Source organism: Corynebacterium sp. HMSC075F02, from assembly GCF_001838335.1.
Taxonomy (GTDB): Bacteria; Actinomycetota; Actinomycetes; order Mycobacteriales; family Mycobacteriaceae; genus Corynebacterium; species Corynebacterium jeikeium_D.
In genome coordinates this window covers 281,953-308,187 of sequence record NZ_KV836313.1, presented here as the reverse complement: position 1 = coordinate 308,187, position 26,235 = coordinate 281,953, and the positions used below count along the sequence as shown (strand labels likewise).

The 26,235-nt window shown below is 59.8% G+C and carries 23 protein-coding genes; 10 read left to right on the top strand and 13 right to left on the bottom strand.

Features of this window, described 5'->3' with window-relative positions:
* Window positions 1–66 precede the first annotated feature (66 nt).
* Entirely contained in the window at window positions 67–1,887 is a 1,821-nt protein-coding gene (locus HMPREF2920_RS07640; protein WP_070854130.1) for a ribonuclease H-like domain-containing protein, read from the top strand.
* Between the two features lie 4 nt (window positions 1,888–1,891).
* On the opposite strand, the gene HMPREF2920_RS07635 is transcribed toward HMPREF2920_RS07640, so the two are convergent.
* The 3 genes from HMPREF2920_RS07635 to HMPREF2920_RS07625 form a co-directional block, all read right to left on the bottom strand.
* The gene (locus HMPREF2920_RS07635; protein WP_049190921.1) at window positions 1,892–2,737 is read right to left on the bottom strand and encodes a crotonase/enoyl-CoA hydratase family protein; all 846 of its coding nucleotides are present in this window, start codon (window positions 2,735–2,737) and stop codon (window positions 1,892–1,894) included.
* A 170-nt stretch (window positions 2,738–2,907) separates the two neighbouring features.
* Window positions 2,908–3,504 carry a superoxide dismutase gene (locus HMPREF2920_RS07630; RefSeq protein WP_049190924.1) on the bottom strand — a complete coding sequence of 199 codons (597 nt, stop codon included), beginning with the start codon at window positions 3,502–3,504 and terminating at the stop codon, window positions 2,908–2,910.
* A gap of 136 nt (window positions 3,505–3,640) precedes the next feature.
* Entirely contained in the window at window positions 3,641–5,617 is a 1,977-nt protein-coding gene (locus tag HMPREF2920_RS07625; protein ID WP_049193127.1) for an alpha/beta-hydrolase family protein, read from the bottom strand.
* Between the two features lie 111 nt (window positions 5,618–5,728).
* Between HMPREF2920_RS07625 and HMPREF2920_RS07620 the strand changes: the two genes are divergently transcribed.
* The 4 genes from HMPREF2920_RS07620 (at window position 5,729) to HMPREF2920_RS07605 (ending at window position 10,739) form a co-directional block, all read left to right on the top strand.
* Window positions 5,729–6,676, top strand: coding sequence for an L-lactate dehydrogenase (locus tag HMPREF2920_RS07620; protein ID WP_049193129.1), 948 nt, complete (start codon window positions 5,729–5,731; stop codon window positions 6,674–6,676).
* 138 nt (window positions 6,677–6,814) lie between these two features.
* Window positions 6,815–8,776 (top strand): pyruvate kinase, encoded by a 1,962-nt coding sequence (locus HMPREF2920_RS07615; RefSeq protein WP_083327116.1) that lies wholly within the window; start codon window positions 6,815–6,817, stop codon window positions 8,774–8,776.
* A 118-nt stretch (window positions 8,777–8,894) separates the two neighbouring features.
* Window positions 8,895–9,773 carry a hypothetical protein gene (locus tag HMPREF2920_RS07610; protein WP_070851807.1) on the top strand — a complete coding sequence of 293 codons (879 nt, stop codon included), beginning with the start codon at window positions 8,895–8,897 and terminating at the stop codon, window positions 9,771–9,773.
* A gap of 48 nt (window positions 9,774–9,821) precedes the next feature.
* On the top strand, window positions 9,822–10,739 hold the full coding sequence (locus HMPREF2920_RS07605) for a DUF5926 family protein (RefSeq protein ID WP_070429924.1): 918 nt from the start codon (window positions 9,822–9,824) through the stop codon (window positions 10,737–10,739).
* A 104-nt stretch (window positions 10,740–10,843) separates the two neighbouring features.
* Here HMPREF2920_RS07605 and HMPREF2920_RS07600 read toward each other — a convergent pair whose 3' ends face one another.
* Window positions 10,844–12,247, bottom strand: a complete 1,404-nt coding sequence (locus HMPREF2920_RS07600; protein ID WP_246816235.1) for an LCP family protein — start codon at window positions 12,245–12,247, stop codon at window positions 10,844–10,846.
* Between the two features lie 131 nt (window positions 12,248–12,378).
* Here HMPREF2920_RS07600 and HMPREF2920_RS07595 point away from each other — a divergent pair, with 131 nt between their 5' ends.
* Complete coding sequence (locus HMPREF2920_RS07595; protein WP_070546490.1) at window positions 12,379–13,188, top strand: fructosamine kinase family protein; 810 nt, start codon at window positions 12,379–12,381, stop codon at window positions 13,186–13,188.
* Here the strand turns inward: HMPREF2920_RS07595 and HMPREF2920_RS07590 are convergent.
* Window positions 13,185–14,573 carry an amidase gene (locus tag HMPREF2920_RS07590; RefSeq protein ID WP_070600970.1) on the bottom strand — a complete coding sequence of 463 codons (1,389 nt, stop codon included), beginning with the start codon at window positions 14,571–14,573 and terminating at the stop codon, window positions 13,185–13,187. The two genes, HMPREF2920_RS07595 and HMPREF2920_RS07590, sit on opposite strands and share 4 nt — an antisense overlap.
* Before the next feature lie 33 nt (window positions 14,574–14,606).
* Between HMPREF2920_RS07590 and pheA the strand changes: the two genes are divergently transcribed.
* Both pheA and HMPREF2920_RS07580 read left to right on the top strand, forming a co-directional pair.
* Window positions 14,607–15,542 carry a prephenate dehydratase gene (pheA, locus tag HMPREF2920_RS07585; protein ID WP_005510446.1) on the top strand — a complete coding sequence of 312 codons (936 nt, stop codon included), beginning with the start codon at window positions 14,607–14,609 and terminating at the stop codon, window positions 15,540–15,542.
* Between the two features lie 3 nt (window positions 15,543–15,545).
* The gene (locus HMPREF2920_RS07580; RefSeq protein WP_070429920.1) at window positions 15,546–16,337 is read left to right on the top strand and encodes a histidine phosphatase family protein; all 792 of its coding nucleotides are present in this window, start codon (window positions 15,546–15,548) and stop codon (window positions 16,335–16,337) included.
* A 21-nt stretch (window positions 16,338–16,358) separates the two neighbouring features.
* On the opposite strand, the gene HMPREF2920_RS07575 is transcribed toward HMPREF2920_RS07580, so the two are convergent.
* From HMPREF2920_RS07575 to HMPREF2920_RS07565, 3 genes are all read right to left on the bottom strand, one after another.
* Entirely contained in the window at window positions 16,359–16,904 is a 546-nt protein-coding gene (locus HMPREF2920_RS07575; RefSeq protein ID WP_070600971.1) for a DUF1707 SHOCT-like domain-containing protein, read from the bottom strand.
* 75 nt (window positions 16,905–16,979) lie between these two features.
* Window positions 16,980–17,324 carry a metallopeptidase family protein gene (locus HMPREF2920_RS07570; RefSeq protein ID WP_016421667.1) on the bottom strand — a complete coding sequence of 115 codons (345 nt, stop codon included), beginning with the start codon at window positions 17,322–17,324 and terminating at the stop codon, window positions 16,980–16,982.
* Window positions 17,325–17,355: 31 nt separating this feature from the next.
* On the bottom strand, window positions 17,356–18,609 hold the full coding sequence (locus tag HMPREF2920_RS07565) for a septum formation family protein (protein ID WP_246816236.1): 1,254 nt from the start codon (window positions 18,607–18,609) through the stop codon (window positions 17,356–17,358).
* 121 nt (window positions 18,610–18,730) lie between these two features.
* Here HMPREF2920_RS07565 and HMPREF2920_RS07560 point away from each other — a divergent pair, with 121 nt between their 5' ends.
* Window positions 18,731–19,381, top strand: coding sequence for a LysE family translocator (locus HMPREF2920_RS07560; protein WP_016421665.1), 651 nt, complete (start codon window positions 18,731–18,733; stop codon window positions 19,379–19,381).
* 47 nt (window positions 19,382–19,428) lie between these two features.
* Entirely contained in the window at window positions 19,429–20,700 is a 1,272-nt protein-coding gene (gene serS / locus HMPREF2920_RS07555; protein ID WP_048731242.1) for a serine--tRNA ligase, read from the top strand.
* Between the two features lie 320 nt (window positions 20,701–21,020).
* On the opposite strand, the gene HMPREF2920_RS07550 is transcribed toward serS, so the two are convergent.
* The 5 genes from HMPREF2920_RS07550 to HMPREF2920_RS07530 form a co-directional block, all read right to left on the bottom strand.
* The gene (locus tag HMPREF2920_RS07550) at window positions 21,021–21,863 is read right to left on the bottom strand and encodes a DUF5808 domain-containing protein (RefSeq protein ID WP_070549939.1); all 843 of its coding nucleotides are present in this window, start codon (window positions 21,861–21,863) and stop codon (window positions 21,021–21,023) included.
* Complete coding sequence (locus HMPREF2920_RS07545; RefSeq protein ID WP_049190945.1) at window positions 21,860–22,195, bottom strand: PadR family transcriptional regulator; 336 nt, start codon at window positions 22,193–22,195, stop codon at window positions 21,860–21,862. Before HMPREF2920_RS07545 ends, HMPREF2920_RS07550 begins: the two co-directional genes overlap by 4 nt.
* Before the next feature lie 258 nt (window positions 22,196–22,453).
* Window positions 22,454–23,626 carry an alpha/beta hydrolase gene (locus HMPREF2920_RS07540; protein WP_048732793.1) on the bottom strand — a complete coding sequence of 391 codons (1,173 nt, stop codon included), beginning with the start codon at window positions 23,624–23,626 and terminating at the stop codon, window positions 22,454–22,456.
* 142 nt (window positions 23,627–23,768) lie between these two features.
* A complete protein-coding gene (glpK, locus tag HMPREF2920_RS07535; RefSeq protein ID WP_048732791.1) occupies window positions 23,769–25,325 on the bottom strand; it encodes a glycerol kinase GlpK in 1,557 nt (518 codons plus the stop codon).
* An 84-nt stretch (window positions 25,326–25,409) separates the two neighbouring features.
* On the bottom strand, window positions 25,410–26,159 hold the full coding sequence (locus HMPREF2920_RS07530; protein ID WP_172954626.1) for an MIP/aquaporin family protein: 750 nt from the start codon (window positions 26,157–26,159) through the stop codon (window positions 25,410–25,412).
* Window positions 26,160–26,235: the final 76 nt, after the last annotated feature.

The window sequence follows — 26,235 nt, the reverse complement described above, 5'->3', positions numbered from 1 at the left end:
CACGATTCTTGCTATCCAAGCTTAACGTGAAACTTCCTACCGAGTGGCGATACGCTAATTCTCATTGTGACTGATTCATCCGTTTCGCGCCCGCTTCTCCACGCGAGCGACCTCATCGGCTGCCGCTACCGGCTGAGCCTCGACCTCCGCGAGGGGCGGCTAGTCGAACCTGCTTCTCATCATGAGCACCGCTTGCCGACGTCCATCGCGTCCATCCCCGGCCTGTACACAGTGGCCCCGGGGCCGGACGCTCACCTGGATACCCTTGAGGCCATCGCCCGCGGAGAAAGCGTCATCGCCGGTGGCGTGCTCATGCATGAGCGTCCGATTCCCGGTGGGGTGTACTCGGGAATCGACGAGATTTGCCACCCCGATCTGCTGGTCAAGGTCGATGATTCACCACAGACGACCTCACCGACGTACATGCCGGTCCTGGTTGTCACACGGCACCTGCTTTCTGCGCGCAAACCGGGCCGGCGGCGTAAGCCGTCGTCAAGCAATGCGGCGCGTGCGGCGGCGATGCAGGTGCGACTGCTGGGCGTTGATCGGCTCGGGCGTGCTGGCGTGATGGGGCGGACCCTGCGTCAGGCGATGGTTGTCACGGACGAGTGGAAGCTACGGCATTACGGACCCGATGCTGTGAAGCTTGGGCAGGCAGCGGCGATACTGCACCGCCTGGGCGTGTCCTGTGGTCTGGTGGGGGCGATTAGTGCCACCGGGATGAACCTGGATACACGGCATATTGTCATTGCCGATGAAGGTTCGCGCGTGGCCTCGTACCGGATGGCGTTGCGGGATGCGCGTGATGCCGTCGCTGCCACTCAGGGGCGACCGTCACGGTTTACGCCAGGCACCTGGCCGCTGGCGCCACGGCGCATCCGGGAGTGCCGAACCTGCCGTCACCACGACCTTTGCTTGGATGAGCTGACCGCAAGTGACGATATTTCCCTCCTCCTACCTGGCGATAAGTCCATGCGGTTGCGCAGTGTGGGCATCGACACAGTCACGGCACTGGCGCAGGCCAGTACCAACACTCCGCACGTCAGCAAGGAGCAGGTGTGGATGGCGAGGGCGCGGCTTGCCGACGTCGACGCGCTCCGGGTAGCCGCTAAGACATCGGCCCCGCGTGGCGATATTGAGATGGATATCGATATGGAGGCGTACCCCAACGATGGCGCCTACCTGTGGGGAACGTGGGTGCCTGGGGAGGACTACCGCGGGTTTATCACCTGGGAGCCACCGGGGCCAGAAGGGCTCGGTGGCACGGCAGAGGCCAGGAACTTTGCGATTTTCTGGGATTACCTGATGCGTCGTCGAAATGCGGCGCATGAACAAGGCAAGACCTTCCGCGCCTATTGCTGGGCGGCAGAGGGTGAGAACTATTGGCTGCGTCAGAGCGCCACCCGGTTCGGCGGCCAGGAATTTGTGGTGCCCGCAGATTCGGCGGAGCTGGCTACAGGCGATGCGGCTGGTTCCAGTTCCGAGGCAGCTGGCCCGACAAAGATTGTGCGGGTGCCGACCCGCGAAGAAGTGGACAAGTTCATTGCCTCGGAGGACTGGGTGGACATGCTGAAGGTCGCCCGTCGCCAAATCCTCTCCACCGTCGGCATGGGGCTTAAAGTCGTGGCCCCGTGGTCGGGCTTCCACTGGCGCGACGCCGATGTTGACGGCGAGGCATCGCTGGATCTGTATCGCATTGCGACGGCCACTGACCTTGACTTTGTCTCGGAACAGTCCTTTGAAAAGCTCACGCAAGCCGAGGCTCGCGCCATGCTGCTGCGCTACAACGGCGATGACTGCCGATCGGTAGCCCACGTCCGCGACTGGCTGGATTCACAGCGCGCGGCCGCGGACCTGCCGCATGGGGATGACCTGCCGGTTCCTTAGCGCGCTAACCACGCGCCCACGTGCCGCGCCGGGCGAACTTAGGTGAGACCTTCTTCATCGCAGCATTGCGAATAATGGCCGTGTTCTTGCGGGCTAACAGCAGCAGCTGCTGTGTGCGCTCGGCACGGAATGTTGCGCGAGGAGAGCGGTGCACATCGCGGAAAAGCCGCTTCGTCGCCGCCAGCTGATCCGGCGAGCGTGTCGCCAGCTGTGCCAACTTCTCCTTGGACAGCTTGAGTGCAGCGTCCTCCGTGTCCACGGCCCACGTCGCCAGACCGATCTCAGTTGCTTCCTTGCCGTTGAGTTCTTCGCCAGACATGGTCAGCCAACGTGCAGTATCGGCGCTGACCTCATCGAGGATGGTTCGCATACCGGACATATCCGGAATCAGTCCCCACTTCGCTTCGAGGATTGACCACTTGGCATCGCTCGTAGTAATGCGGAAATCAGCACCTAGTGCAATCTGTAGACCACCGCCGTAGCAGTGCCCATGCACCGCCGCAATGACCGGCACCGGCAGGCCTCGCCAGTCCCAGCAGGCGCGCTGGAACAGGTTCGTGCCGTGGATATCGGGGACGAATGAGCGCAGAATGCGCGAGGGCTTCTTAAATGCCGACGCGAAATCGAGCCCAGCGCAAAACGATTTGCCCTCGCCACGGAGGATTACGCCGCGCAGATCACGGTCAGCTGCCAGTTTCCGGGCGACGGTGGACATCTCGGTCAGCATCTCAAGTGTTAGACCGTTGAGTTTGTCTCCGCGGTCCAAACTGACGACAGCGATTTTCGCCACCTCTGAATCAGCTACGGCGAGGTATTCATAGGCGACGTTGACATTGTTGCTGGTGTTCATGGGCACTAACGCTAAACGACGGCTACGTGTGCCGCCCGGGAAATACCAAAAGTGGTCTCAAACAAGACACAAAAAACCGACCCGCTGAGGGTAAGCCCCGTCAGCGAGCCGGTAAGCCATCTTTAGCGCGCGGCAGGGACGCGTAAAAAGCCGCGCGCTGTTAGCTGAAATTACTTGGCAGCTGCGAACAGCTCTGCAGCGTAATCCCAGTTGAAGACGTTCCAGACAGCCTTGACGTAGTCAGCCTTGACGTTCTTGTACTGCAGGTAGAAAGCGTGCTCCCACATATCCAGCAGCAGAACCGGCTTCAGGTTGATGGACAGGTTGCCCTGCTGATCAGTCATCTGCTCAATAACCAGGCGCTCTGCAATGGTGTCGTAACCCAGAACAGGCCAGCCGGAGCCCTGCAGACCCAGAGCAGCAGCGTTGAAGTGAGCCTGGAACTTCTCGAAAGAACCGAAGTCGCGCTCGATAGCCTCAGCCAGCTCACCGGTCGGCTGGCCGCCACCGTTCGGGGACAGCAGCTTCCAGAACAGGGAGTGGTTGGTGTGGCCACCCAGGTTAAAGGCCAGGTCCTTGGACAGGCCGGTAACAGCTGCGAAGTCGCCGGACTCGCGAGCAGCGGCGAGCTTCTCCAGTGCAGCGTTGGCACCGTTGACGTAATTAGCGTGGTGCTTGCTGTGGTGCAGCTCCATAATCTCGCCGGAGATGTGCGGCTCCAGAGCGTCGTAAGCGTAATCCAGCTCAGGAAGTTCGTACTTAGTCATTAGGAAAATTCCTCCTCAACACGTTTTTAGGTTGTGCCGTCGATGGTACTCAAGATGAGTGGATGCGCAACCATTTAAGCAATACAATTAATGCGAAATTCATAAAAAATGCTGTTCAGGGATATCTGTCACAAGTTTATGAACGCGGCGGCTGAGTGCGGCGAATCCACTTACTCACGCGCTTGAAGCGCATTCCGGCTGCGCCACCCAGGTCGTCGTCAAGCGGAATGTCGAGGATGGAAGCCCACGTTGGCAACATTTCTTCCTCGTACCGGTGGCCGTGACCACCGGGGACGGTGACGGAGGCGAGGCCGTCGATAAGCACCTGCCAGAAGGTGACGAACGGATGCCAGCGCATGGAGGGGAGAACATCGCGGCCGACGCGCTCTGCAAGCCAGTCGGGGCGGCGCCAGGCCAGTGGGTAATCCCACCAAACGATGGGGTCAGAGGCATGCTGCAGGAATGCGACGCGCGGGAATTCCCACGGCCCGAACTTGGTGCCATAGAAGGAGTGGTACAGCTCGTCGGGGCGCGTAGCGAAGCGGATGTTTCGCCCCTCGTCGATGACTGGAGCGATTTCCGGAGACCCCTTTGTCCGACGGTGCGTCAGCTCTTTCCACATCGCGGAGAACTGTGGTGCGCCCGTCCAGACAGCACCGTCGACGCGTGCGAGCATGTCAGCGGAATTCTCGAATGCGCCGAGACCGCCAAACCCGCCGAGGGATTCACCGGCGACGTAGACCTTTGGCCGGTCGTTCTCCGGCATCTTGTCGACTTCCTGCAACACCCGATGGATAAGGGTGTGGCCAGCCGCGATTGGGGTTTCGTGGTCCGTTAGCCATGCCACTGGGGAGGGGAGGTCAGAGTACTGCAGAGCGACAGTGGCGCAGTTGCCAAGGGTCAAGAACTCTGCAGCCTGCGCCGACCACGGTGGCACCCAACCGGTGCCGGTGGTGGTGAAGACAACCAGATGATCGCGCCGAAACGCGCCGGTGCGGTGCATCTCGCGGATGATGAGCTCCGCCTGTTCCCGCAGAGAACGACCTGGCACCTTGCCCGCATAAATGCGGATGGGTTCCTGCAGTTCGGAGAGCGGCTTGCCAGTGACCACCGCCAAATCTCGGGCACGGGGGCCTTCGGCGACGAAGACGCGCCCCTCGGCGCCGAGTGCGTACCACGGCTCCAAAGACCATGGACTCCCGGAACGTTCCGGCTCCCAGGGCTGCATGCGGCCTGGAACTACCAGGGTATTCAGGTATCGGGACTTCTTGGCGATGGACTCCAAAGTCCGACGGATAAGCAGTCGATCAATGCTGGCGGCCACGGCACCACCGACGATGGCACCGCTGAGAACCGGGGCGAGACCGCGCGGCAGCCAGGGGCGGAGGTTGTCCCGCAGTAAGTCATAGCCGCGATTGGCCAGCGCGGAGAGCCCCCGAGTGGTCAGGTAGAGACCACTGGCAATCATTGTGGAGGCGAACTGGCTGCGTGCGGATTCCTGCTCATCCTTGCCCACCAGGCGGCCAATTTCGCGCTGCTGGGAAATGGAGCGCAGCCACAGCGCCGCGGTGGTGGCCGTGGTGGCAACATGCCAGGTCACGGCCAGTGCGCGCTCGTGTCGAGGTGCCGGCGCAAAGCGGCTGAGCGGAGTGCTGGCCAGACGCCGCATCGTCGTGTTGTAGCCATAGCCGATAGCCACCCCGGTGACATGGCCCGCCAGCTGTGCCAGGAAGGTCACAGTAACGGTGGCGATCCGAGTACGCGGCATCAGCGAGGGGCTAAAGGCAGCCCATGACGCAATTTCTGCACCAATTAGACCGGGGTTGGAGGGAATGCCCGCTCGCAGTGCGCTGCGGATAGTGCCAGGGCCGGTACCTAGGAGACGTTCGCGAAAGACTTTGGTCGCCATCAGACTGCCGGTGCCGACTGCGCCCAGCGCTTTGGCCATGCCAGCTGTGCCAGCGACTCCTGTAATTCCCGTTCGCGCTGCTCGTGCAGCTCGCACTGTCCTGGTGGTTTCGATTGGCTGAGCTACAGGTGTGTTGCCCGTAGACGCAATCGAGGGCGCAATCGAAGTAAATGCGCGACGCAGGAATCCCATAACTCCCATCATGGCAAAATTTTTTCCACGGGGTTTATTCATCTCGCGCCAGTTTTCCGCACAAAGCGTAGCCTGTGGGGTGTCGCAACGTTTTCCGAATCGGTTGAGAAGGATCCGAGGGCTATGAAGCTATCCACAGGAAATAAGGTCGTGCTGATCGGCGCTGGCGACGTCGGCGTGGCATATGCGTACTCACTGGTCAACCAAGGCACTGTCGACCATTTGGCAATCATTGACATCGACGAAAAGAAGACGATGGGCAACGTCATGGACTTAAACCATGGCGTCGTGTGGGCGTCGTCGCGCACCAAAGTCACTCAGGGCACGTACGCCGACTGTGACGATGCCGCGCTGGTAGTCATCTGTGCAGGCGCAGCACAAAAGCCCGGCGAGACTCGCCTACAGCTGGTGGACAAGAACATGAAAATTATGAAGTCCATCGTCGATTCCGTCATGGCCAGCGGTTTTGATGGGCTCCTACTGATCGCCTCCAACCCCGTCGACGTACTCACATACGCCGCGTGGAAGTACTCCGGGCTGCCACACAACCGTGTCTTCGGCTCCGGCACCATCCTGGACACCGCACGTTTCCGTTACATGCTGGGTGAATACTACGATGTTTCCCCGATGAGCGTGCACGCATACATCATTGGTGAACACGGCGACTCCGAGCTGCCGGTGTTGTCCAGCGCCAACGTTGCAGGCGTCAGTCTGTCCAAGCGCCTCGCCGCCGACCCCGCGCTTCACGACGAGCTGGAGGACATCTTCATCCGAACCCGTGATGCCGCCTACGAGATTATCGATGCCAAGGGCTCCACTTCCTACGGAATCGGTATGGGGCTGGCCCGCATTACGCGCGCCATTTTCCAGAACCAAGAGGTAGCTCTGCCGGTCTCCGCATACTTGCAAGGTGAATACGGTCATGAGGACGTGTTCATCGGAACACCAGCCATTGTGAACCGTCGAGGAATTCGCCGCGTTATCGAGCTTGAGCTGGACGAATACGAAAAGAAGCAGCTGGACAAGTCCGTTCAGACGCTCCGAGATGTGCAGGATCCATTCTGGAAGTAACTGCTGGTAGCGAAAGCGCATGTCTTCTCGACATGCGCTTTCGGCCGTCTCATTTGAGAATGAGAATGCCCACCTTCTATTGGCCCGCGTGGCCGACTCTGGCCAACGCTTCGTCTTAAACACAGGAGTGCCTTCTCTATGGCAGCGCAGAGCCCTCAAGACACAGCAACTGACAACACTGAAAGCGGCGCGGATGTACCGCGTCTGGATGACCTCATCAGCAAGGTCACCGATTTGATTACAGAGTTGGACGACGTCTCGGTGGAGGCATCTGCACTGCTCGCAGAGGTGCCGGAAGAGCGCCGTCGGCACGCGGAAAACCTACTGCACTACGCGCACCTGCGCACAATTGACATCCGTGAGCTGCAAAACAGTTTGCACGACCTCGGCGTGACCAGTCTGACCACGGTGGAGACTTTCACCCGGGGGCGCCTTGAGCTGGCCCTCAACGCGCTGTTGGCCCTGGCGGGGCGCACCTCAGATATCGATGTCGCCCGCATTATTGCCGATGATGAGCGCGCGGATATTGCCCTGGATAACAACGCCACCGAGCTGTTCGGTCAGGAGCGCGCGGATGTCACTTCGCACATTATGGTGACCCTGCCCGCCGAGGCCGCCGACGACGCAGAGTTGGTGGAGAGCTTCGCTGCTGCCGGCATGGATCTCGCTCGCATCAACTGCGCCCACGACGGCCCTGAGCAGTGGAGCCGCATGATTGACAACGTCAATGCTGCAGCTGAGAAGGCCGGTCGCCGCATCTTCGTGTCCATGGATCTGGCTGGCCCGAAGCTGCGCACAGGCGATATCGAACCGGGACCGCGCGTGGGTCGCGCCCGCGTTGTGCGTGACGACGCCGGCACAGTCATCTCCAAGTCCAAGATTTGGCTGACTCCACGTCTGGATGGGCACCCCAAGCCAGCTCCGAACGATTTGCCGGGGCGTCCTGCTCTGCCGCTGGAAGCAGATCAGGGATGGTTGGAACAGCTGCAGCTTGACGATGTCATTACGCTGCATGACTCCCGCTCAGCGAAGCGTCACTTCACCGTTGTGCGCATCGACACCGACGTCGAGGGCGAGGTCGAGGCGGTGCTCGCCGAGGGTGAGAAGAACGCCTGGATCGCCGAGGGCACACACCTGCGCAGCAACTACGAGGTCACACGTGCTGGCGGCGTGCCACCGACCGTGCAAAAGCTGCGTTTCCACACTGGGGATGAGTTCATTCTCACCAGCGGCGAGGAAATCACCACCATTCCACGCACAAATGACGAGATTCCTCGTGTCTCCTGCTCGCTGCCGTCTGCCGTGGCAGCTCTGAAACCGGGCGATCCGGTACTTTTCGACGACGGTGCACTTGGCGCTGAGGTGGTTGAGGTCTCCGAGACGTCGTCAAGCGAAGATAGTCACGTCGATGCCCGGCTGCGTGTCCTGCGTACGAAGCCGAATGGTCAGCCGCTGGCGGCGCATAAGGGCATCAATCTGCCGAACACCGACCTGCCACTCAATTCGCTTACCGACGAAGACATTGAGCACCTGCGCTTTGTGGTGGAGCATGCGGATATTGCTGCGGTGAGCTTTATTCGCACGCAGGGGGATGCTGAGTACGTTTACAAGGTGCTCGATGAGATTGCGGCGGAACATGAGGCTGCGGGCCGCGAGGACCTGGCGTCGAAGGCTCGGAACCTGGGTGTTGTGCTGAAGATTGAGACTATTCCGGCATTCCAGAATCTGCCGGGAATCATCATCGCCAGCATGAAGCGCGCCAAGTCCGGTCTGATGATTGCTCGTGGTGACCTGGCTGTGGAGCTGGGCTTCGACCGTATGGGTGAGGTCCCAGGCCAGATTCTGACGCTGGCGCAGGCAGCCGGTGTGCCGACCATTCTGGGTACTCAGGTGCTGGAGAACATGGCCAAGGCCGGCCTGCCGTCCCGCGCGGAGATTACCGATGCGGCCTTCGCCCTGCGTGCCGAGTGCGTGATGCTGAACAAGGGGCCGCACATTACCGAGGCCATCGCGATTTTGAACAACCTGGCCCGGAAGATGGGACGTTCGCAGCGTAAGAGCCGCATCATGCTGCGGAAGATTCGCAGCTGGTCGGACTAGTGGCTGGGTTAGGGGCCGGGCTAGTTTGGGTAGGTTAGGGGGAGCGCACCTAAAAACACCGTGGGAGAAAAGACTGCGGAAGAAGCCGGCCGCGCGTAAGAGAGGAGCCCTGCGGAAAATGTCTAATGAACAGGCAGAAAACGCGGGGTGGGCTGTGCCGCCGCAGTCTCCAAAACAGCAGCCACAGCAGTCCCCACCTCAGGTGGTGCTGCCACCGCAGCAGAGCTGGCAGCCGACTGTCTCGGATTCGGCCATCACAGGTGCGACGCCGCGCTGGAAGGCCGATGAGATTGTTCGCAAGCGTGCGGACAGCGTCTTTCGATGGGCAATGAGCGGCGCTGGAGTATTCGCCGCATTTACCGTATTCATCTGGATGAGCATTCTGAGTCCAGGTCAGGATCTGGTGGTTTCCCTCCTCGGCGAACTGGGAGCATGGGCTTTCGGTCTCTGCGGAATGGTTTCCCTCATTGGGCTGGGTTTTTCGGTCTACAAGACCCTCCAGGTGCTGCGTGACCGCGCAACGTATGCCCGCCCACTGCTGTCGCGCACGGCAACGGATGTGCGCACGATGCACATGTGGCCAGTGCGCAACATCACGGGACCCGTGGTCGCGTTGGCTGAAACAGGAGTCACTGCCGTAATGGGGCCAGGTCGCTTTATCTGGTATCTGGCCTGCGTTTTGTGGCCACTTGCAACGGGTTGGTTTATCGCTGCCGACGTGTCCAGGACGTACTTCCAGGCCGGAATCATCACTGTTTTAGCTTGTGTGACAACTGCCCTTACGGCTCGGCTACTCCGCTACGTGTTGGCTCCCGAGGAAGTGCATCGCAACATTCCCGTTGGGGCAGGTCGCGAGCGCACCCAGCCCGGTTTTTGGTCCAAGGGCTTCATCCCCAGCGAAGCTACCGATGAACAGGGGGAGGCGGGCGCAATGGCCGTCGACAAGCAGCTTTTCGAAGGAACGGCGAGCGAATTCGTCGACGATTTTTATAAGTAGCCCAGGCAGTCGCGAATTACGGAGAGCGAATAGGTATTCTGTGGCCTTGTGGGAAAGAAATCTCGTAAGAAGAATAATCAGGCCCCGGAGGGCATGAGCCGCCGTCAGGCGAAGCTGGCAGCCCGCGCTGCTGAGCGTGCAGCGTTGCTGGGCAATCCGCGTCCGTTCAAGGACTTCGACGAAGAGGCTGACATCGTGGCTGTCCGCGAGTTCGCTCCGGCTGTGGTCATTCCGGTCACGGTCGCTGACGCTGAGCGTGACATCAAGCTCTGCACCGTGCTGCCGGGTGGCGTAGCCGCACTGACGCGTGCCGCTGACCAGGGCAATGAGGCTTTCGTCGCGCTGCAGACGCAGGCTCGCACCAATGACGGCGCTGCGGATCTCTCCCGTGCGCTGGCATGGGCTTGCGATGCAGAGCCGGGTCAGCAGCTCTCCGCCGCTACTGACGGCGAAGCTGCACCGCTTACCGACGTCCTGACCGCCGTGGATCTCGACAACATGGAGGTCCACCAGGACTTCGAGTGGTGGATTCCCAAGGGCATTGAACGCACCCCGATGATCGAGCAGAACCTGGCCGTGGCTAACGACGCGATTCTCCCGTCATACCGCCTGGATGCGAAGGTCGCTGGTGCTGTGTGGTGGATTGATCCGGGCGAGCGCGCCCACATCCGCTGGGTGCGTCGTGAAGATGAGAAGCCGCTGCTGGATGCCTTGGCACGCGTGCACGCTGCGGACAACCTCTCGCTGGGAGAGGGCACGAAGTTCGCCGGTGTCTTCCGTACCGATGGCGTGCTGGTGCCGGTCTGGGACCTGGATAACACCAAGCCGCACGACCACTGGATTGCTGCCGTGGAAGAGGCCGACAAGCGTATCGCTGAGGCGCTGGCCAGCGAAGAGCCGCTGACCGCCGAGGAGCGTAAGTCCCGTGAGACCATCGTGTCCCGTCAGGTGACCATTCGGAACTAGGCGTAGCTGGTTTAAGAACTAACGCGTGTGGCTCAGCAAAATGCTAAGTCACACGCGTTAGTTGTCTCGAAAGCTATCCGAAGCTGTTTTAGCTGCCCTCTTGGCTATCTCAGCTCCGCAAAAAGTGTTGGCGCTTCGATTTCGTCCCAGAGCAGCACATTGCCCGCATAACCGGTATCCATGGCGCCTGAGGTGGGCACGGTAAGAGAATCGGAACCGAAGAGCATGCGCAACATCAGCCAGGTCAGATGCCAGACGTGGTCACCATCGCCGACGAGCACGGCCTTAGTGCCAGCATTGGCCAGGCGAATCCAGCGGTAGGGGTTGAGCCATACCGCAGGTGACTTCAGCCGTCCCATCAGCGCACTCATGAATTCACGCTGCCGCTCTACGCGGTCCAAGTCTCCCTGGGCGGTAGCACGCGTGCGCACGTAACCCAGGGCACTCGCGCCATCGAATTTCTGGCAACCGGCCTGAATATTCAGGCCTGCCAGCGGGTCGTCGATGGCTTCTTCAGGGCACATTTCGATGCCACCGACAGCGTCGACGACACCGGCGAAACCGCCAAAGCCAATTTCGGCGTAGTGGTCGATGTGAATTCCAGTGTTTTTCTCTACGGTGTCGATGAGCAACTGGGGGCCACCAAATGCGAATGCCGCATTGATCTTGTTTTTGTCATTGCCCGGGATATCCACGAAGGAGTCACGCGGGATACTGACCAACTTCGGCTTACCGAACACCGGAATGTGGGCAATCATGATGGTGTCTGTGCGCTGGCCGAAATCACCACTGCCCGTCGATAGCTTGGCGGCATCTTCCTCTGACAAGCCCGTACGAGAGTCCGAACCGACGAGCAACCAGTTGGAGGACATCGTATTGGCAGGGCGATTTGCCAGACCTGAGAACGCGTCGACCCTGGTCAGGCGGATGTCAACAAGTGCCATCGTGACGACAAGGAAGATGACGACAACCAGGATGATGGATTTAAAGCGCAAGCGTGGCAGCCGCATGCGTGGCATGCGGAAGCTCGACCTGGCACCGGCTCCGCCACGACTGCTGCGGCGTCCACCACGGCCAGAACTCGCTGTTTGTGGGGCACTGTAGTAGTCCTGCGACGAACCCTGCGAGGAAGATTGGAAATCCGCATCCGGGTTATAGCCGGGTGGAGGAAACCGCGGATCGCTGCCAGCGCGTCCGCTACCGGTCCGGTTCATCGGTGGACGGGACTCAATGCGCGTTTCGTTCAGTGGCGCCTGCCGACGTTCTGGTTGCGGCCTAGACCTGCGTGGAGGCATAGGCGCTGGGCGGGCTGCCCCTGCCCGAGAAGGGCGGTTCGGGCGGGGAGGGATGGGGCGTCGTGAAGCGCCACGCGAATCGGCCGCACGGGAGCGAGCATGCTTCGGCGACGCCTCGTCCACACGGCGGTAGATGGGGCGACCATAGCGATCTTTGAGCGGCCTGCCGTATCGGTCGCGGGCAATGCGCGAGTCGTCGAAGTTGCCTTCCATACCAATTAAGAATAGGCAACGACAGTGCACTAAGAGAACCGAGACAGCAATACAAGTATTGGTAGCGCTGGCGTTACCCTGCGTGCGACGTGCTGAAAGGGTTTGGGACCGAAGAAGAATATGCTGGAAATATGTCCGCAATGAACCAGAACTACGAACGTGCAGTCAACGAGTCGGATGTTTATGTCAAGAGCCGACATGGTGTTCCTCGAGGGTTCTTCGCCTGTGAGGCGGCGGGGCTGGACTGGCTGCGCGAGGGCGAATCTGACGGTGGTGCGCGCGTCGTGGATGTGCTGGGCGTGAGCGGGCATGCGCTGAAATTGCGTCGAATTGAGTCGATGGCGCCGAATCCACAGGCAGCGTACGAGTTTGGAAAATCGTTGGCTATTACCCACAATCTGGGCGCCGCTGGCTGGGGTGCCGGCCCCGATGGCTGGGAGGGGCACGGCTACTTCGGTCCGCTGGATCAGCCACTACAGATGGACCTGACTCCACGGGAGAGCTTCGGTGAATACTGGGCGAAAGGACGTCTGCTGCCCACGCTTGGAAAGTTGGAAAACTCCTACAATAACCGTCAGCTAGATATCTTTGACCAGCTCATTGACCGACTCTTGGCTGGAGATTTCGACAACGAGCCAGACGCTGCGCGTGTCCACGGTGACCTGTGGTGGGGAAACCTCATGTGGGATGCAGACGGCGCGATCCTGATTGACCCCGCGGCACACGGCGGAGCCCGGGAGGAGGATCTGGCACTGCTGGCGCTATTCGGGGCAACGCACTTCGACGAGATCTTGCGTGGCTACGAATCTGTACATCCCCTGCCGGATTTCGCCGAGAGCTGCGAACTCCACCAGCTCTACGCGGTGCTCATGCACGCGGTGCTATTTGGTGGCGGATACGCCGGACAGGCAGCGGCAATGGCAGCGAAGTACGTGCGTTAGCTGGCGTTAGCAGCCTCCAGCACGCTAGCGATCTCCAGTAGCTCTGCCTCACCGCAGTGCACCGCACCGATGTTGACGCTGGTGGCGGGGAGCTCCGCGTTGGGTGTGCTGCCGCTTGTGCCCGGCACAGCAATTGGCACGGACACGCTTGCCCACCCAGTCAGATTCCACAGCGATAACCACGGAGTCCACCGGGTTTGCTCGTCAAAGTCCTCCCACGGCGCCAACGCAGAGAAATGCCCAATACGTGGCGGATCAAACGCCAGCGTTGGCGTAATCACCGCATCGACTTCCCAACGCGATCGAATCGCGCCGGGCAGAGCCATCCGCTGCTGATGTGTCGCCGCCGCCTCCGCTGCGGAAGTCTCCTGGCCACAGGCGCGAATCCACTGCACGATCTCGGAGTAGTCCGCGCGCGGTAATTTCGTGGCCATTCGCGTGATGGTCCGTCGAAAGATCTCGAACACGTCCGGACCTGCCGGGTCATAGGGGCTGGGCACTTCCACCACCTCATACCCGGCGTCGGCAAGACGGTCAGCCGCCGCCCACGCACCGTTTGCCCAGCGCTTATCGACGTCCACCTCAGCATGAAACGGGCTGACAGTGACACCGATGCGAAGGGGGCGCTGGGACCGTCGGAAAACATGCGAGGTTGCGGAAAAGGGCACTCCGGCCAGTAGCGCTGCGTCATCGACTGTGCGAGTGAGAAAAGCGGGCGTGGAGAGATTTCCACCCGCAATATCGTGTGCTGGTTTCAACCCAACGAGGCCACAGCAGGCGGCAGGCACGCGGATGGAACCGCCACCGTCAGAGCCCAGAGCTGCGGGAACGACACCAGTTGCCACAGCTACTGCGCTGCCGCCCGAGGAACCACCGGGAGTGCGTGGCGCGGTATCCGGCTGATTGGACAGCTGATTGGGCGCGGCGAAATAGGGGTTTTCCGGAGCCGGGTAGCCAATCGGCTCGGTGTAGGCCGTCATCCCAACCTCGGAGGTGTGTGTAGTCGCCGTGAGGATGGCGCCGCGAGCCAGAAGTTTCGCCACGGGTTCCGAGGTTTCGGTGGCGGTGAAAGCCAAGTTGGCGGAGCCCATCGTGCATTTGACACCGGCGATGGTGAATAGGTCCTTAATCGCCACTGGCAGTCCCAGGAGGTCACGCGGGAGGCCGTGGCTAGCGCGCCGGGCGGCCTCTGATTGAGCAGTGAGGCTGCGTGCACGGTCGACAGCGTGCTCGGCCAAGGGCGTGGCAATACCGAAACGGGCGGGATTGGTTGCGGCGTCGTCGGCAAGCGTGGCGAATTCCGAAACGATCTCCGATACCGAGATTGCGCCACTGCGCACGGCTTCAGTGAGGGCGCGGGCGGGCATCTCGGAAGAAAAGGTCATGCAATAAGTGTAGAAGCCCTCTAATCTGAGCTTATGACGACGGTTACTTATTTGGGTCCTGCGGGCACATTCACCGAGCAGGCGCTGTGGGACATGGCGCGTGCTGGCGAGATTGATCCGGCAGGGGAATCTGCGGTCAATGCGGTGCCGGTGGATAGTCCCGCGGCCGCGCTTGGAGCCGTGCGCCGAGGGGAAGCGGACTTTGCCTGCGTGGCTATCGAAAGCAGCGTGGACGGTCCCGTCACACCAACTTTTGATGCCCTCGCTGCTGGGCCGGAGCTGCAGGTTTTCCGTGAAACCGAGGTCGGGGTGGTCTTCTCTATCCTGGTCCGTCCCGGTACGACGGCGGAACAGGTGCGTACTTTTACGACACATCCTGTGGCGTATCCGCAGGTCAAACAGTGGGTGGATGCCAACCTTCCGGGCGTGGAAGTTCATCAGGCCAGCTCCAATGCGGCGGCGGCTCACCAGGTCGCCGAGGGTACCCACGACGCTTGCGCTGCCCCGGCCCGCGCGGGTGAGCTGCTCGGACTTGAGGCGCTGGCCACTGAGGTCGCCGACGTGCGCGGTGCCCGAACCCGTTTCCTACTGGTGGGGCGCCCTGGTGTGCCGACGCCGCGCACCGGTGCCGACCGGACCTCGGTCTCCTTCACGCTGCCGAACCAGCCCGGCACACTGATGCGCGCCATGAATGAGTTCGCAGTGCGACAGGTCAACCTCACCCGCATCGAGTCGCGGCCGACACGCGAGCTCTTCGGCCTCTACCGCTTCTACATTGACTGCAACGGCCACGTTGATGATGCACAGGTTGCGGCGGCTCTCGCGGCACTGCACGAATACGCCGAAGACCTGCGGTATCTGGGATCTTGGCCGGTCGCTGAGGGCGGTCGCCGCAGCATTATGACCCCGCCGCCGGATATCTCCCAGTCAATTGAATGGGTCGACGCGCTCAAGGAAGGACGAAGGTAAAACATGACACCCGCCGCGCCCGAAAATCCAGTTGGACAGCTGCCTTTCCTCGATGACCGCCCAGACCGCCCTGAATCTGTCATGCCGGTTGATTCCCAGCGCATCATTTTCATCCGCCACGGGCAGACCACCGGCAACATCAACCGCCGCCTGGATACCGCATTGCCGGGCGCACCGCTCACCGACCTCGGTGTGAGGCAGGCGCGCAGTCTGGGACGTCTTTTGCTTCCCGACGTCCACAGAATCGGTGACATCGTCACATCCCATGCCCTGCGTGCACGCCAAACTGGTGCAGGCGCGGTCGCGAGTCTGCACCACCTGGGAGAGACTTCCGTTCGCATCCGCCATGAGGGTGGTCTCCACGAGATTCAGGCCGGCGACCTTGAGGGGCGCAATGATCGCGATGCGCACATGGAGTACATGCGCGCCTTCTACCAGTGGCTCAATGGGGAGCTGGAGTATCGTCTTCCCGGCGGTGAATCCGGTGCTGACGTGCTGAACCGATACCTGCCGACGCTACAGCAGCTGCTGGAGCAGGCAGGAGCGACAGGTGGTGAATCCAAGGAGTCCAGGGAGGGCAGCAGCAAGGATGTCGTCATTGTCAGCCACGGCGCGGCTATTCGTCTGATTGGGCAGTATCTGACCGGGGTGGATCCGGAATACGCACTGCGACACCGCATTGCCAATACCGAGCGAATTGAGCTGGTTCCGAACGCAGCGGCCGTCGGCAAGCGTGCTGGCATTGAACCGCGCGCGTGGGATGTGCGTCGCTGGGGCGACAGCGAGTTGCCCTAGAAGAGAGCGAAACGGCGACCGTTACTGCTGGCCCTCCTGAATCTCACGGCGCTTCTGAGCTGCCAGGCGTAGGCGTTCCGTGCGACGCTTGGATTCCTCTTCGTTGATTTCGTTGAGGAGCTCTTCTTCGTCATCATTGATGTTCAAGGCGGCGCGCCCGATAAGGGCAACGGCCGCAGCGACGATGAAGCCGAGCCACGCGTTATCGATATTGGTGAAAAACATCAGAACGATAGTGACACATACGATAACGCCTGCAGCAGAATCAACAATGTTGAGCTGGCGGCCCTTTTTCATCAGGTTTTGCAGCTCTTGATCGACACTTTGATGCTGCGGATTAGCCGGGGTGCCCTGTGAACTCTCGGGGGAGACCTCAGCGGGCAGGTCCGCGAAGAGAGTTTGTAGTTGGGAGCGGGTTTTAGCGACTGCGGCAGCTTCAGTGCGCTTGGAAAACTCATTGATATCCAAGTAGCCGTCAGCGAAATGATTGCCGAGACGCTCCATGGCAGCGTTGCGCTCCCTATCGCCGACCCTGATTTCTGGCTTCTCGCTCGAGTTGTCGCTCATGATTATTAAGGTTACAAGGAAGAAAGCTGCCGTGAAGAAGCCGAGAGGAACGAGACCTCGCAGGGCGGGACACACTTATCCGTAGCCGAGACGGTCCAGATCCTCCTCCTCGAGGCCGAAATAATGCCCGATTTCATGCAGGAGAGTGACCCGAATCTGCTCCACCAGCTCCTCTTCGGTGTGGCTGATGCGGCAGAGCATGTCGCGATACAAGCTGATTTGGTCAGGCGGACCCCAGTGGTTGTTAGAACGCTCGGTCAGAGGTATCCCCTCGTAGAGTCCCAGCAGTGTGGGCTCGTCGAGGTTATACGGGTGGACCTGGATGATGACCTGATCGAGCTGATCGAGAAACTGCGTCGGGATGCGGTCGATGGCCTCATCGACAAGCGCGTCGAACCGCTCCGGGCTAACGTCAACCATTTATGGTGCTGCCTCGCAATGTCCTGTTGTTCTACTGTCCTGCGGGAGCGATTGCGTTATCCACAGCGCCTGCTTCTGCACCAGTACCGTCGGCACCGACCGCACCGACGTCACCTGTGCCAGCGCCAGCGCCAGCGTCACCCTGCTCCTCCCGCAGCGGATTGCGCGGTGGCGGAGCCACGGGCGGCTGGCCGTCGATAGTGAAGGACTCGTTAGCGTGGCCATTGAGAGTGGAGAACCCGCCCTGGCCGTTGTCCTTAATCAACCAGCAATTCACACTGCGTGAGCCAGCATTGAGCGACTCCTGCGACAGTGACGTCCAAAATGGCAGCAGCGTTGAGTTATACAGCGGGTCGTCACCGCCGAGGTAATTCTGCGCGAGAGTCACACACTGTTCCGCGAGCACATCATTTTGCTCCTGGTCAGTGGGGACGTTGTCACCGAAATGGTCGCGGAGATTGACAATTCCCGTCGACTCCATCAGGTGATCTTCCACGCAAGGCACCTGGCGGATGGCGCCGCTTTCGTCCAACGTCACGCAGCGGCCGCCCTCGAACACGCGGGACTGGTCCTGCCCGGCCGCAGGACCGGACATGTGCGCCGTGTTGCCGTCTTCATCGACGACCTGGATACCGCACAGGAAGGTTCGATCACCCTTTTCCCACTGGCTAGGCGAAGGAATGATTGGCGCCGTGATAAATCGACCGTCCGGATCGTACTGGCCGCCCAGGTATTCAGTCACGGTGTTGCGACACACGCCATTTTGCAGAGCCACCAAATTGTCCGCTGTCGGGTAGTTGGCAGTTTTTGCGTATTGCCCCGGATGTTCCTCGTAGTCGGCGAGGTTCAGTTTCTTGGCGACCTCATAAGCGTGTGGCTGCTCACAGGGCACGACGCGGAAGTCAGAAACATTCAAATCTTCTGCCAGATTCCAGTCCAGACAGTTGCCCGCGGTTGCGCTGGTGAACGCCGTCGTCTCCTTGTCAACGATGGTCGTCGTTGTCGACGATGACGCGCTTGCCGACGAGCCCTTGCCCCCAAGTGGCCCACTCGGTGGCTCGATGACTCCCGCTTGCAGCGCGAATGCCATTCCCGCGGCGCCGACCAGCATTGCCGTCGACAAAGCGCGCATTCCCCAGCTTCCACGCGAGTTACGGGAAGCGTTGGCATCGTTGCTGGCTGCGGAGGATGCACCAGCGCTGGCATCTGCGCCAGTACCTGCACCGGAGTCAGTGTCTGTGGCGGCAGCGTGCTCGCGATTCTGGTTCATATTGTCATCAGCCATAGTGACCCCATTGTGCACCGCCAATGAGCCTGTGGACAAGGTAACGCTCTGTCCGAGTTTGCTCAATAACTTCAAGCACTACAATAGTCCGGTATTTGTTCGCTACCCGAGGACACGAGTCTTGACCTGGACTGCACTACTCAGCCTGCTGGGCGTCCACATTATTGGTATGGCCTCACCAGGGCCTGACGTCTTCTTAATCCTGCGCCTTGCCACCAAATCCCGAAAGCACGCCATCGCAGCGGTTGCGGGTATCAGTACTGGCGCCACTATCTGGATGACCCTCACAGTTTTTGGGTTCGCAGCTGTCATCACCGCCAATCCTTTGCTGATGGGCGTAATCCAGCTCGTCGGTGGCTGTTATCTCATTTACATGGGTATCAGTATGGCCAAGGCAGGCATCAATACCCTCCGCGAACTGCGCGCCGGTGCCGCACCAGCCTTGGGAAGTGAGGCGCTCCGGTCACCGAAGGCGACGTTCCGCCAGGGTTTTTTCACCAACATGTCGAACCCGAAGATTGTTCTCTTCCTCGCGGCAGTGCTTTCACAGTTCATTCCCGCAGGCGCATCCGTGGGGACGCTTGTGCTTTGTACGTTGGTGCTAATCGTCTCCCAAATCGCTTTCTTCCTATTTATCGCAATCGTGGTGTCGACGGATGCCGTCGTCAAGCGAATGGTGCTGGCAGGGCCGTGGATTGACACTGTCGCCGGCGTGATCTTCCTCGTCCTCGGCGCGCTGCTGGTCGCCTCAGGAGCGGAAGCGGCACTCTAGCAAGCCTTGTGCCTGCTTGCCGACGTAAACCAGGTACTCTAGGGGACGTGATTGATCTCAAATTTCTCCGCGAAAACCCTGAAGTAGCCCGCGAGTCCCAGCGCACCCGTGGTGAGGACCCGGCATTGGTCGATCAGCTGCTGGAAGCTGACGCTAAGCGCCGCGAGGTTATTGCCTCCACCGACGCGCTGCGTTCAGAGCAGAAGGGCTTCGGTAAGAAGATTGGTCAGGCGTCGAAGGAAGAGCGCCCGGCCATGCTGGAGAAGGCCAAGGAGCTTTCCGACGCCGTGAAGGCAGCCGAAGCGGAGCAGAAGGAAGCCGAGGCTGAGGTCGAGCGCCTGCAGTACCTGATTGGCAACATCGTTACGGGTGCGCCCGCCGGCGGCGAAGATGACTTTGTCGTGCTGGAGGAAATCGGTGAGATTCCACAGTTCGACTTTGAGCCCAAAGATCACCTGGACCTCGGTGAGTCGCTGGGTCTTATTGATATGGAGCGTGGCGTCAAGGTCTCCGGTTCCCGCTTCTACTTCCTGACCGGTTACGGTGCCATGCTGCAGTTGGCCATGATGAACCTGGCTGCTCAGAAGGCAACTCAGAATGGCTTCCAGCTGATGGTGCCGCCGGTGCTGGTTCGTCCGGAGACCATGTCGGGTACTGGCTTCCTCGGTGCGCACTCCGATGAGATCTACTACCTGCAGGAAGATGACCTCTACCTGGTCGGTACCTCGGAAGTCGCGCTGGCCGGCTACCACTCCAACGAGATTATTGACCTGTCGGAGGGGCCGCGTCGCTACGCTGGTTGGTCTTCCTGTTTCCGTCGTGAAGCGGGCTCTTACGGCAAGGACACCCGCGGTATCCTGCGCGTACACCAGTTCGACAAGCTGGAGATGTTCTCCTACTGTCCGCCGGAGCAGGCGGAGGCAGAGCACCAGAAGCTGCTGAACATGGAGCGCGAGATGCTGGCCGCGGTCGATGTTCCGTACCGCATCATCGATGTTGCTGGTGGTGACCTGGGTGCATCGGCTGCCCGCAAGTTCGATACCGAGGCATGGGTGCCGACGCAGAACACCTACCGCGAGTTGACCTCGACTTCGAACTGCACGACTTTCCAGGCTCGTCGTTTGAAGACCCGCTACCGCGATGCCGATGGCAAGTCTCAGTACTGCGCCACCCTAAATGGCACGCTGGCCACGACGCGTTGGCTGGTCGCCATTCTGGAAAACCACCAGCAGGCCGATGGTTCTGTGGTGATTCCGGAGGCGCTGCGTCCGTTCATGATGGGCAAGGAAGTTCTCGAGCCGGTTAAGCGAGCCGGTTAAGCAGGTGCGGCCCCGCCCCAGTTCATCCGCGACTTCACGACACCTATGTCACCTCATGCCACCTCCACAGCTGGCACGAGGTGACATAGGTGTCGTGAAGTGGCTTTTTCGGGCGTGAGTCGTGTAATTGCGCTAAAAAATTAATTGGGGGATTGAGAAGGTAAAAACACCAGGAAGGTTGAGAGTAGAAACACAACCGAAAACACAACTGAACCAGGGGGATAGCCTCACTCGAGGTGGTAGAGGTTGTGTACAACATTCGGGATTACAGCAATTTTGCTGATGTGTCTTTCACCTGCTGATGTATCCTGCACCGTGATTTAAGCTGCTCCAGCTTTCTTCCACGCAGCCTTCAGCCCAGCTCGGAGGGGCAGGACGAGGCAGGCAGACGAAGCCACGGCCGAAGTGAGGGCAACGCCAGCTCGCACAAATGCTGGATTGAGCTTGGAGTTTTCTTCCGTGAGAATGCCGATCAGCTGAGATGGCGCAATTGTGCTTGCGAGCGCGCCTAGGGACGCAACGCGCAGCGCGTCTTCACGGTCATCTGCCTTGAGCAGCGAAGCAGCTGAAAATCCAGCTCCGACCGTAGAAACCACGAAGGGAAGAAGCAGAGTTTCCTTCGGTGCTGTCTTCTGAACTGCCTCGCCGTTTAGCTTCCATTTGGTGTGGACTTCTGCAGGCAACTGCTTCCAGGACATAGCCAGTGCGACTCCGTGCGCAACCGTCACGGCCGCGGGGAGAAGAGCGGTCGCCTGCAGTGTGCGAGCTGGAATTTCAGAGATAACCTCACCGTCAATATCGTCCGGTCGGACAATCCCCAGCTTGGTCGCTACTGCGGCCCAGTTGATAGACCAGCCAAAACCCAACAGGTGAGGTTGGAGGATCCGCGGGTCGTCCATGTTCCACAGGGAAGCGCGACCGCTTTTGGTAAATACCCGAAGCGGTTTGGAGAGGTACCTGCGCAAGGTGTTTGGTTCGCCAACTTGTTCGGCTACGCAATTTGCGTAGTCGGTCGCCGTTCCCAGCTCTTCGGTCAGGTCCGCGTGGACGTCGTTAAGCTCTTGCAGAAGACTCTCCTGCTCGGCGATGATCGCCTTGCGTTGTGCGTGCGATATGCCGATTTCGCGCAGTTTGTGGTCAATGGCAGTGAGGTAGGTGTTCATTGGGGCTCCTCGGAAAATAGTGCGGTCATGTCGGCGGATAGGTCGATGAAGTCCTGATGCAGTTGCGTGAGTGTTTGCTTTCCTTTGGCTGTCAGTGAGTAGTACTTGCGCGGCGGCCCTTTGGGGGATTCCTCCCAGCGATTGCTAATCAAGCCGTTGGTGGTCAGCCGCGAGAGTAGGGGGTAGACGGTTCCCGCGGGCGCGCTGAGGTGGGGGTAGGCGTTGAGCTTTGCGACGAGTGCCGCGCCATAGAGCTCTTCGCGAGAAATCAGCTTGAGAATGGCGAGCTCAAGTACCCCTTTCTTCAGTTGTGTCTGTGGACGTTTGGGCATAGCGTTGTGCTTTCTTTCCGGCGGTATGGAGGAATCTGCCCAGGCAGAATACTTTTCATACCTAGTACCTTGTAATACCAACTATACGCACAGTAGTTTGTATTGCCAAGTACTGCATGCTTTATACGGCGCGGAGAGGGCAGGGCAAAGAAAATGAGGGGCAATTGCCAGAAGGCAATCGCCCCTCATTCCACCGGGTTAGCTCTATGGAGAACTCGTAACTGCTAGGAAGCGGTTCGGTTCCTATTTAGCGTTCAATTAGATACGCGCATCAAGCCAGGCAATAGCCGTCGCAATGGCCTCGTGCTGTGCCGGCTCGTTGAAGGTCTCGTGGAACTGGCCTTCGAACTCGATCAGCTGCTTGTCGGTGGACGAGATGCCGTTGTACCAGTCGCGCGAGAAGAACGGCGGCACAATCTCATCCTGGCCGCCCATCATGACCAGGGTCGGCTCAACAAAGTCGACGGAGTTGGTGCCGTTGTAGGTGGCGGCAAAAGCCATCTGCTGAGCCATGCCGAGCGAGAGCTTGGAGTTGTTGTACGGATCAGTTTCGTACTCATCACGCACTGCCTGCGAAGAAGAGGTCTTCGAACCCAGCGGGTTGCCAAGCTGAATCAAGTCGCTGCCGGGTAGTGATGGCACGCGCATCTCGGTGCGGTTCGGCACTTCCTTGAGCATGCGAGTGTTGAATGTGGTCATGTCCTGGAATGGCAGGCGCTGGTAAATCGTCGGCTGCGCCTCGCGCTGGACATCGGTCATGGCCTCTGGGGTGATGGTTTCGCCCTCGTCCGTGCCACCGTAGGGGTTGAAAAGAGCGCCACCACCGTTGGCGACAATGCCATCGACACTGCCCGGGTACTTGATGCCGTGGAAGTCCACGGCAAGGCCGCCCATGGAGTGGCCGAGCAGGAAGGTCTTCGTGCTCGGGTTCTCCGCCTTGGCCTTTTCGACGAGCATGTGCAGGTCATCGACAAGCGAGTGGAAATCATCAATATGGCCACGGGCAACTGGGGTTCCTTCGACCTGGCCCGAGTGGCCGTGCCCACGGTGGTCAATGCGGTAAACGTTGTAGCCGGCGTTCAGCAGCTTGCCGGTTACCCACTCGTAGCGACCCAGGTGTTCTGCAGCGCCATGCACGACGACGACAGTGGCTTTGGCATTCGGGATGGTGTTGGACTTCCAGTAAATCTGGGTGCCCTTGCCATCCTGTGAGGTCATGTAGCCGTCGGTGACCGTAACGTGGCGTCCGTCAACCGTAGTGGTTGGTGCCGGGGTGGTGGGCAGCTCGACCATTGCAGTGGACTGCGGGTCGGGAGTTGGTTCCAGCGGGTTCTTGATGAAGTCCGTTGGGGCTGCTGATGCTGCCGGGGTGGCCAGGGCCAAAGTCAGGGCGGTGGTCACACTCGCAGTGAAAATTGATGCGCGACGCATGATTGCTCTTTTCTGTTTTCAATCGAGGAGTGGATGATAGTTATAATAATTTTATTATAACAAACAAGCCCTGAATTTATAATAAAAATAGCCCGGAAAACCGAATAGGTTTTCCGGGCTATTTTTCGGCTCTTACGAGGACTTATTCAGGCTTCGGTGCCTCCTCAGCATCCGTATCCTCGACCCAACCATAGGTGCGCTCAACGGCACGGTTCCACTGGTGGAACAGGCGATCGCGCTCTTCGGCCTCCATCTTCGGACGCCACTTCTTGTCAATCGTGATGTGAGCCTTGACCTCATCCAGGTTCGACCAGAAGCCAATGCCAAGGCCCGCAGCGTATGCCGCACCAAGGGCCGTGGTTTCAATGTTGTTCGGGCGTGTGACAGCGACATTCAGGATGTCGGACTGGAACTGCATGAGGAACTCGTTCATGGTCATGCCACCATCAACGCTCAGCGTTGTGATGTCCGTGTCGGATTCTGCGACCATGGCGTCGAGGACCTCGCGGGTCTGGTACGCAGCAGCCTCCAGCACAGCACGGGCAATGTGGTTTCGGTTGACGAAACGGGTCAAACCGACGATGACGCCACGAGCGTCCGGCTGCCAACGAGGAGCAAAAAGACCGGAGAAGGCCGGCACGATGTACACGCCGCCGTTATCCTTGACGCTCTTTGCCTTGTTCTCAATGGATGCCGCATTCGGAATCATCTGCAGCTCGTCACGCAGCCACTGAACAAGTGCGCCGCCCATGGAGACGGAGCCCTCGAGCGCGTAGACCGGCTTCTCTCCCTCGACCTGGTAGCAGACGGTGGAGATGAGTCCGTGGTCAGACCACTTCGGCTTCTCACCAGTATTCATTAGCATGAACAGCCCAGTGCCGTAGGTGTTCTTGGTGTCGCCCTCGCCGAAGCAGCCCTGGCCGAACATGGCGGCCTGCTGGTCGCCGAGGATGCCAGTAATCGGTCGCTCCGCAAGAGAACCGCGGGCGCGGATACGGCCGAAGTCGCCTACCGACGGTCGGATGTCAGGCAGCATCGACATCGGAATGCCAATTTCACGGCAAATGTCCTCATCCCACTCGAGGGTCTTGAGGTCCATCAGGAGAGTACGGGAGGCGTTGGTGACGTCGGTTGCGTGAACTGCGTCTTCGCCGTTGTCGCCCTCTGCACCACCGGTGAGATTCCACAGCAGCCAAGTATCGATGGTGCCGAAGAGTAGATCGCCAGCCTCAGCCTTTTCGCGAGCTCCCTCGACGTTGTCGAGAATCCAGCGCACCTTCGGGCCAGCTGGGTAGGAGTTGATACGTAGGCCCGTGGTCTCACGCCAGCGGTCAGCGCCTTCATCCCCCATGAGTTCCTTGCAGATCTCATTCGTGCGGGTGTCCTGCCAGACGATGGCATTGTAGACCGGTTCACCAGTGTTCTTGTCCCAGACGACAGTGGTTTCACGCTGGTTGGTGATACCGATGGCATCAATATCCTGGGAAGCAATGTCGACATCGGCGAGAGCTTCGCTGACTACTCGACGAGTGTTGGTCCAAATCTCCTGAGCGTCGTGCTCGACCCAGCCCTCTTCCGGGAAAATCTGCTTGTGTTCCATCTGTGCAACAGTGACGATTTCTGCGTCATGGTTGAAGATGATGCAGCGGGTGGAAGTAGTTCCCTGGTCAATGGCGAGGACGTATTTGCTGTGCGTCATGGGGGATACTCCTAGCGAAATTGTGTGTAAATGTGAGTGTTCAGGCTTGCGATATTTTATTGTGCGATATCTCTCATATTCCCGTTATCCGATGGCAAAGGCAAGAGCGCCTGCAGCCACGGCTGCCAGCATCGGTGCGACAATCGGAACCCATGCATAGGCCCAGTTCGCATCGCCCTTGCCCTTAATCGGGAGCACGAAAGCGTAGGCCAAACGCGGGCCGAGGTCACGAACAGGGTTGATGGCGTATCCGGTCGGGGAACCAAGGGAAAGACCAATCGACACAATGATGAACGAGACACCGAAGTAGGTCAGCGGGCCAAGTTCGCCGCCGGCTGGGCCGAACAGGATGAATGCGAGCAGAACGAAGGTCGCGATGAACTCGGTGACGGCATTCCAAAAGTTATTTGGGTGAACCGGCGCGGTGAAGAAGTTGCCGCCAGTTTCGGCATTCGCATTGGTTGGGTTGCCGTTTTCGTCGACACCATTGGCGTCGAACAGCTGCTTAAAAGCGGCCCATGCCAGGATTGCACCTACGAATGCGCCCAACAGCTGACCTGCGACATAGTAAGGGACCAGGCTCCAGGCCAGGCTGCCCTTGATTGCTAGGGCAACGGTTACCGCTGGGTTCAAGTGGCCACCGGATACGTCGGCAATCGATGCGCCAGCGAAAACTGCCATACCCCAACCGAAGGCGATGCCCATCCAGCCAGCGTTTGCTGCGCGAGTAGTCCGGAGGTTGATAGAGGCACAGACTCCGTTACCGAGCAGAATTAGAATGGCGGTTCCGAAAAACTCCCAGAGGAATGCCTGGGATCCTGTGATTGTCTCCATGAGATGTGAAACTCTCTGTGCGTCGTGACCGGGAAAGGCCACGAGGAATCGTGCAACGTAAACTTTTAGGTATAAG

What these genes read in the sequence shown, in the direction of transcription:
- HMPREF2920_RS07630 (WP_049190924.1), bottom strand. Translation starts at nt 3,504, where the DNA reads ATGACTAAGTACGAACTTCCTGAGCTGGATTACGCTTACGACGCTCTG.
- HMPREF2920_RS07570 (WP_016421667.1), bottom strand. Translation starts at nt 17,324, where the DNA reads ATGGTTGACGTTAGCCCGGAGCGGTTCGACGCGCTTGTCGATGAGGCC.
- HMPREF2920_RS07615 (WP_083327116.1), top strand. Translation starts at nt 6,815, where the DNA reads ATGGCAGCGCAGAGCCCTCAAGACACAGCAACTGACAACACTGAAAGC.
- pheA (WP_005510446.1), top strand. Translation starts at nt 14,607, where the DNA reads ATGACGACGGTTACTTATTTGGGTCCTGCGGGCACATTCACCGAGCAG.
- HMPREF2920_RS07565 (WP_246816236.1), bottom strand. Translation starts at nt 18,609, where the DNA reads ATGGCTGATGACAATATGAACCAGAATCGCGAGCACGCTGCCGCCACA.
- HMPREF2920_RS07545 (WP_049190945.1), bottom strand. Translation starts at nt 22,195, where the DNA reads ATGCCCAAACGTCCACAGACACAACTGAAGAAAGGGGTACTTGAGCTC.
- HMPREF2920_RS07620 (WP_049193129.1), top strand. Translation starts at nt 5,729, where the DNA reads ATGAAGCTATCCACAGGAAATAAGGTCGTGCTGATCGGCGCTGGCGAC.
- HMPREF2920_RS07590 (WP_070600970.1), bottom strand. Translation starts at nt 14,573, where the DNA reads ATGACCTTTTCTTCCGAGATGCCCGCCCGCGCCCTCACTGAAGCCGTG.
- HMPREF2920_RS07625 (WP_049193127.1), bottom strand. Translation starts at nt 5,617, where the DNA reads ATGATGGGAGTTATGGGATTCCTGCGTCGCGCATTTACTTCGATTGCG.
- HMPREF2920_RS07540 (WP_048732793.1), bottom strand. Translation starts at nt 23,626, where the DNA reads ATGCGTCGCGCATCAATTTTCACTGCGAGTGTGACCACCGCCCTGACT.
- HMPREF2920_RS07580 (WP_070429920.1), top strand. Translation starts at nt 15,546, where the DNA reads ATGACACCCGCCGCGCCCGAAAATCCAGTTGGACAGCTGCCTTTCCTC.
- HMPREF2920_RS07550 (WP_070549939.1), bottom strand. Translation starts at nt 21,863, where the DNA reads ATGAACACCTACCTCACTGCCATTGACCACAAACTGCGCGAAATCGGC.
- HMPREF2920_RS07575 (WP_070600971.1), bottom strand. Translation starts at nt 16,904, where the DNA reads ATGAGCGACAACTCGAGCGAGAAGCCAGAAATCAGGGTCGGCGATAGG.
- HMPREF2920_RS07635 (WP_049190921.1), bottom strand. Translation starts at nt 2,737, where the DNA reads ATGAACACCAGCAACAATGTCAACGTCGCCTATGAATACCTCGCCGTA.
- HMPREF2920_RS07610 (WP_070851807.1), top strand. Translation starts at nt 8,895, where the DNA reads ATGTCTAATGAACAGGCAGAAAACGCGGGGTGGGCTGTGCCGCCGCAG.
- HMPREF2920_RS07530 (WP_172954626.1), bottom strand. Translation starts at nt 26,159, where the DNA reads ATGGAGACAATCACAGGATCCCAGGCATTCCTCTGGGAGTTTTTCGGA.
- HMPREF2920_RS07600 (WP_246816235.1), bottom strand. Translation starts at nt 12,247, where the DNA reads ATGGAAGGCAACTTCGACGACTCGCGCATTGCCCGCGACCGATACGGC.
- HMPREF2920_RS07595 (WP_070546490.1), top strand. Translation starts at nt 12,379, where the DNA reads ATGTCCGCAATGAACCAGAACTACGAACGTGCAGTCAACGAGTCGGAT.
- glpK (WP_048732791.1), bottom strand. Translation starts at nt 25,325, where the DNA reads ATGACGCACAGCAAATACGTCCTCGCCATTGACCAGGGAACTACTTCC.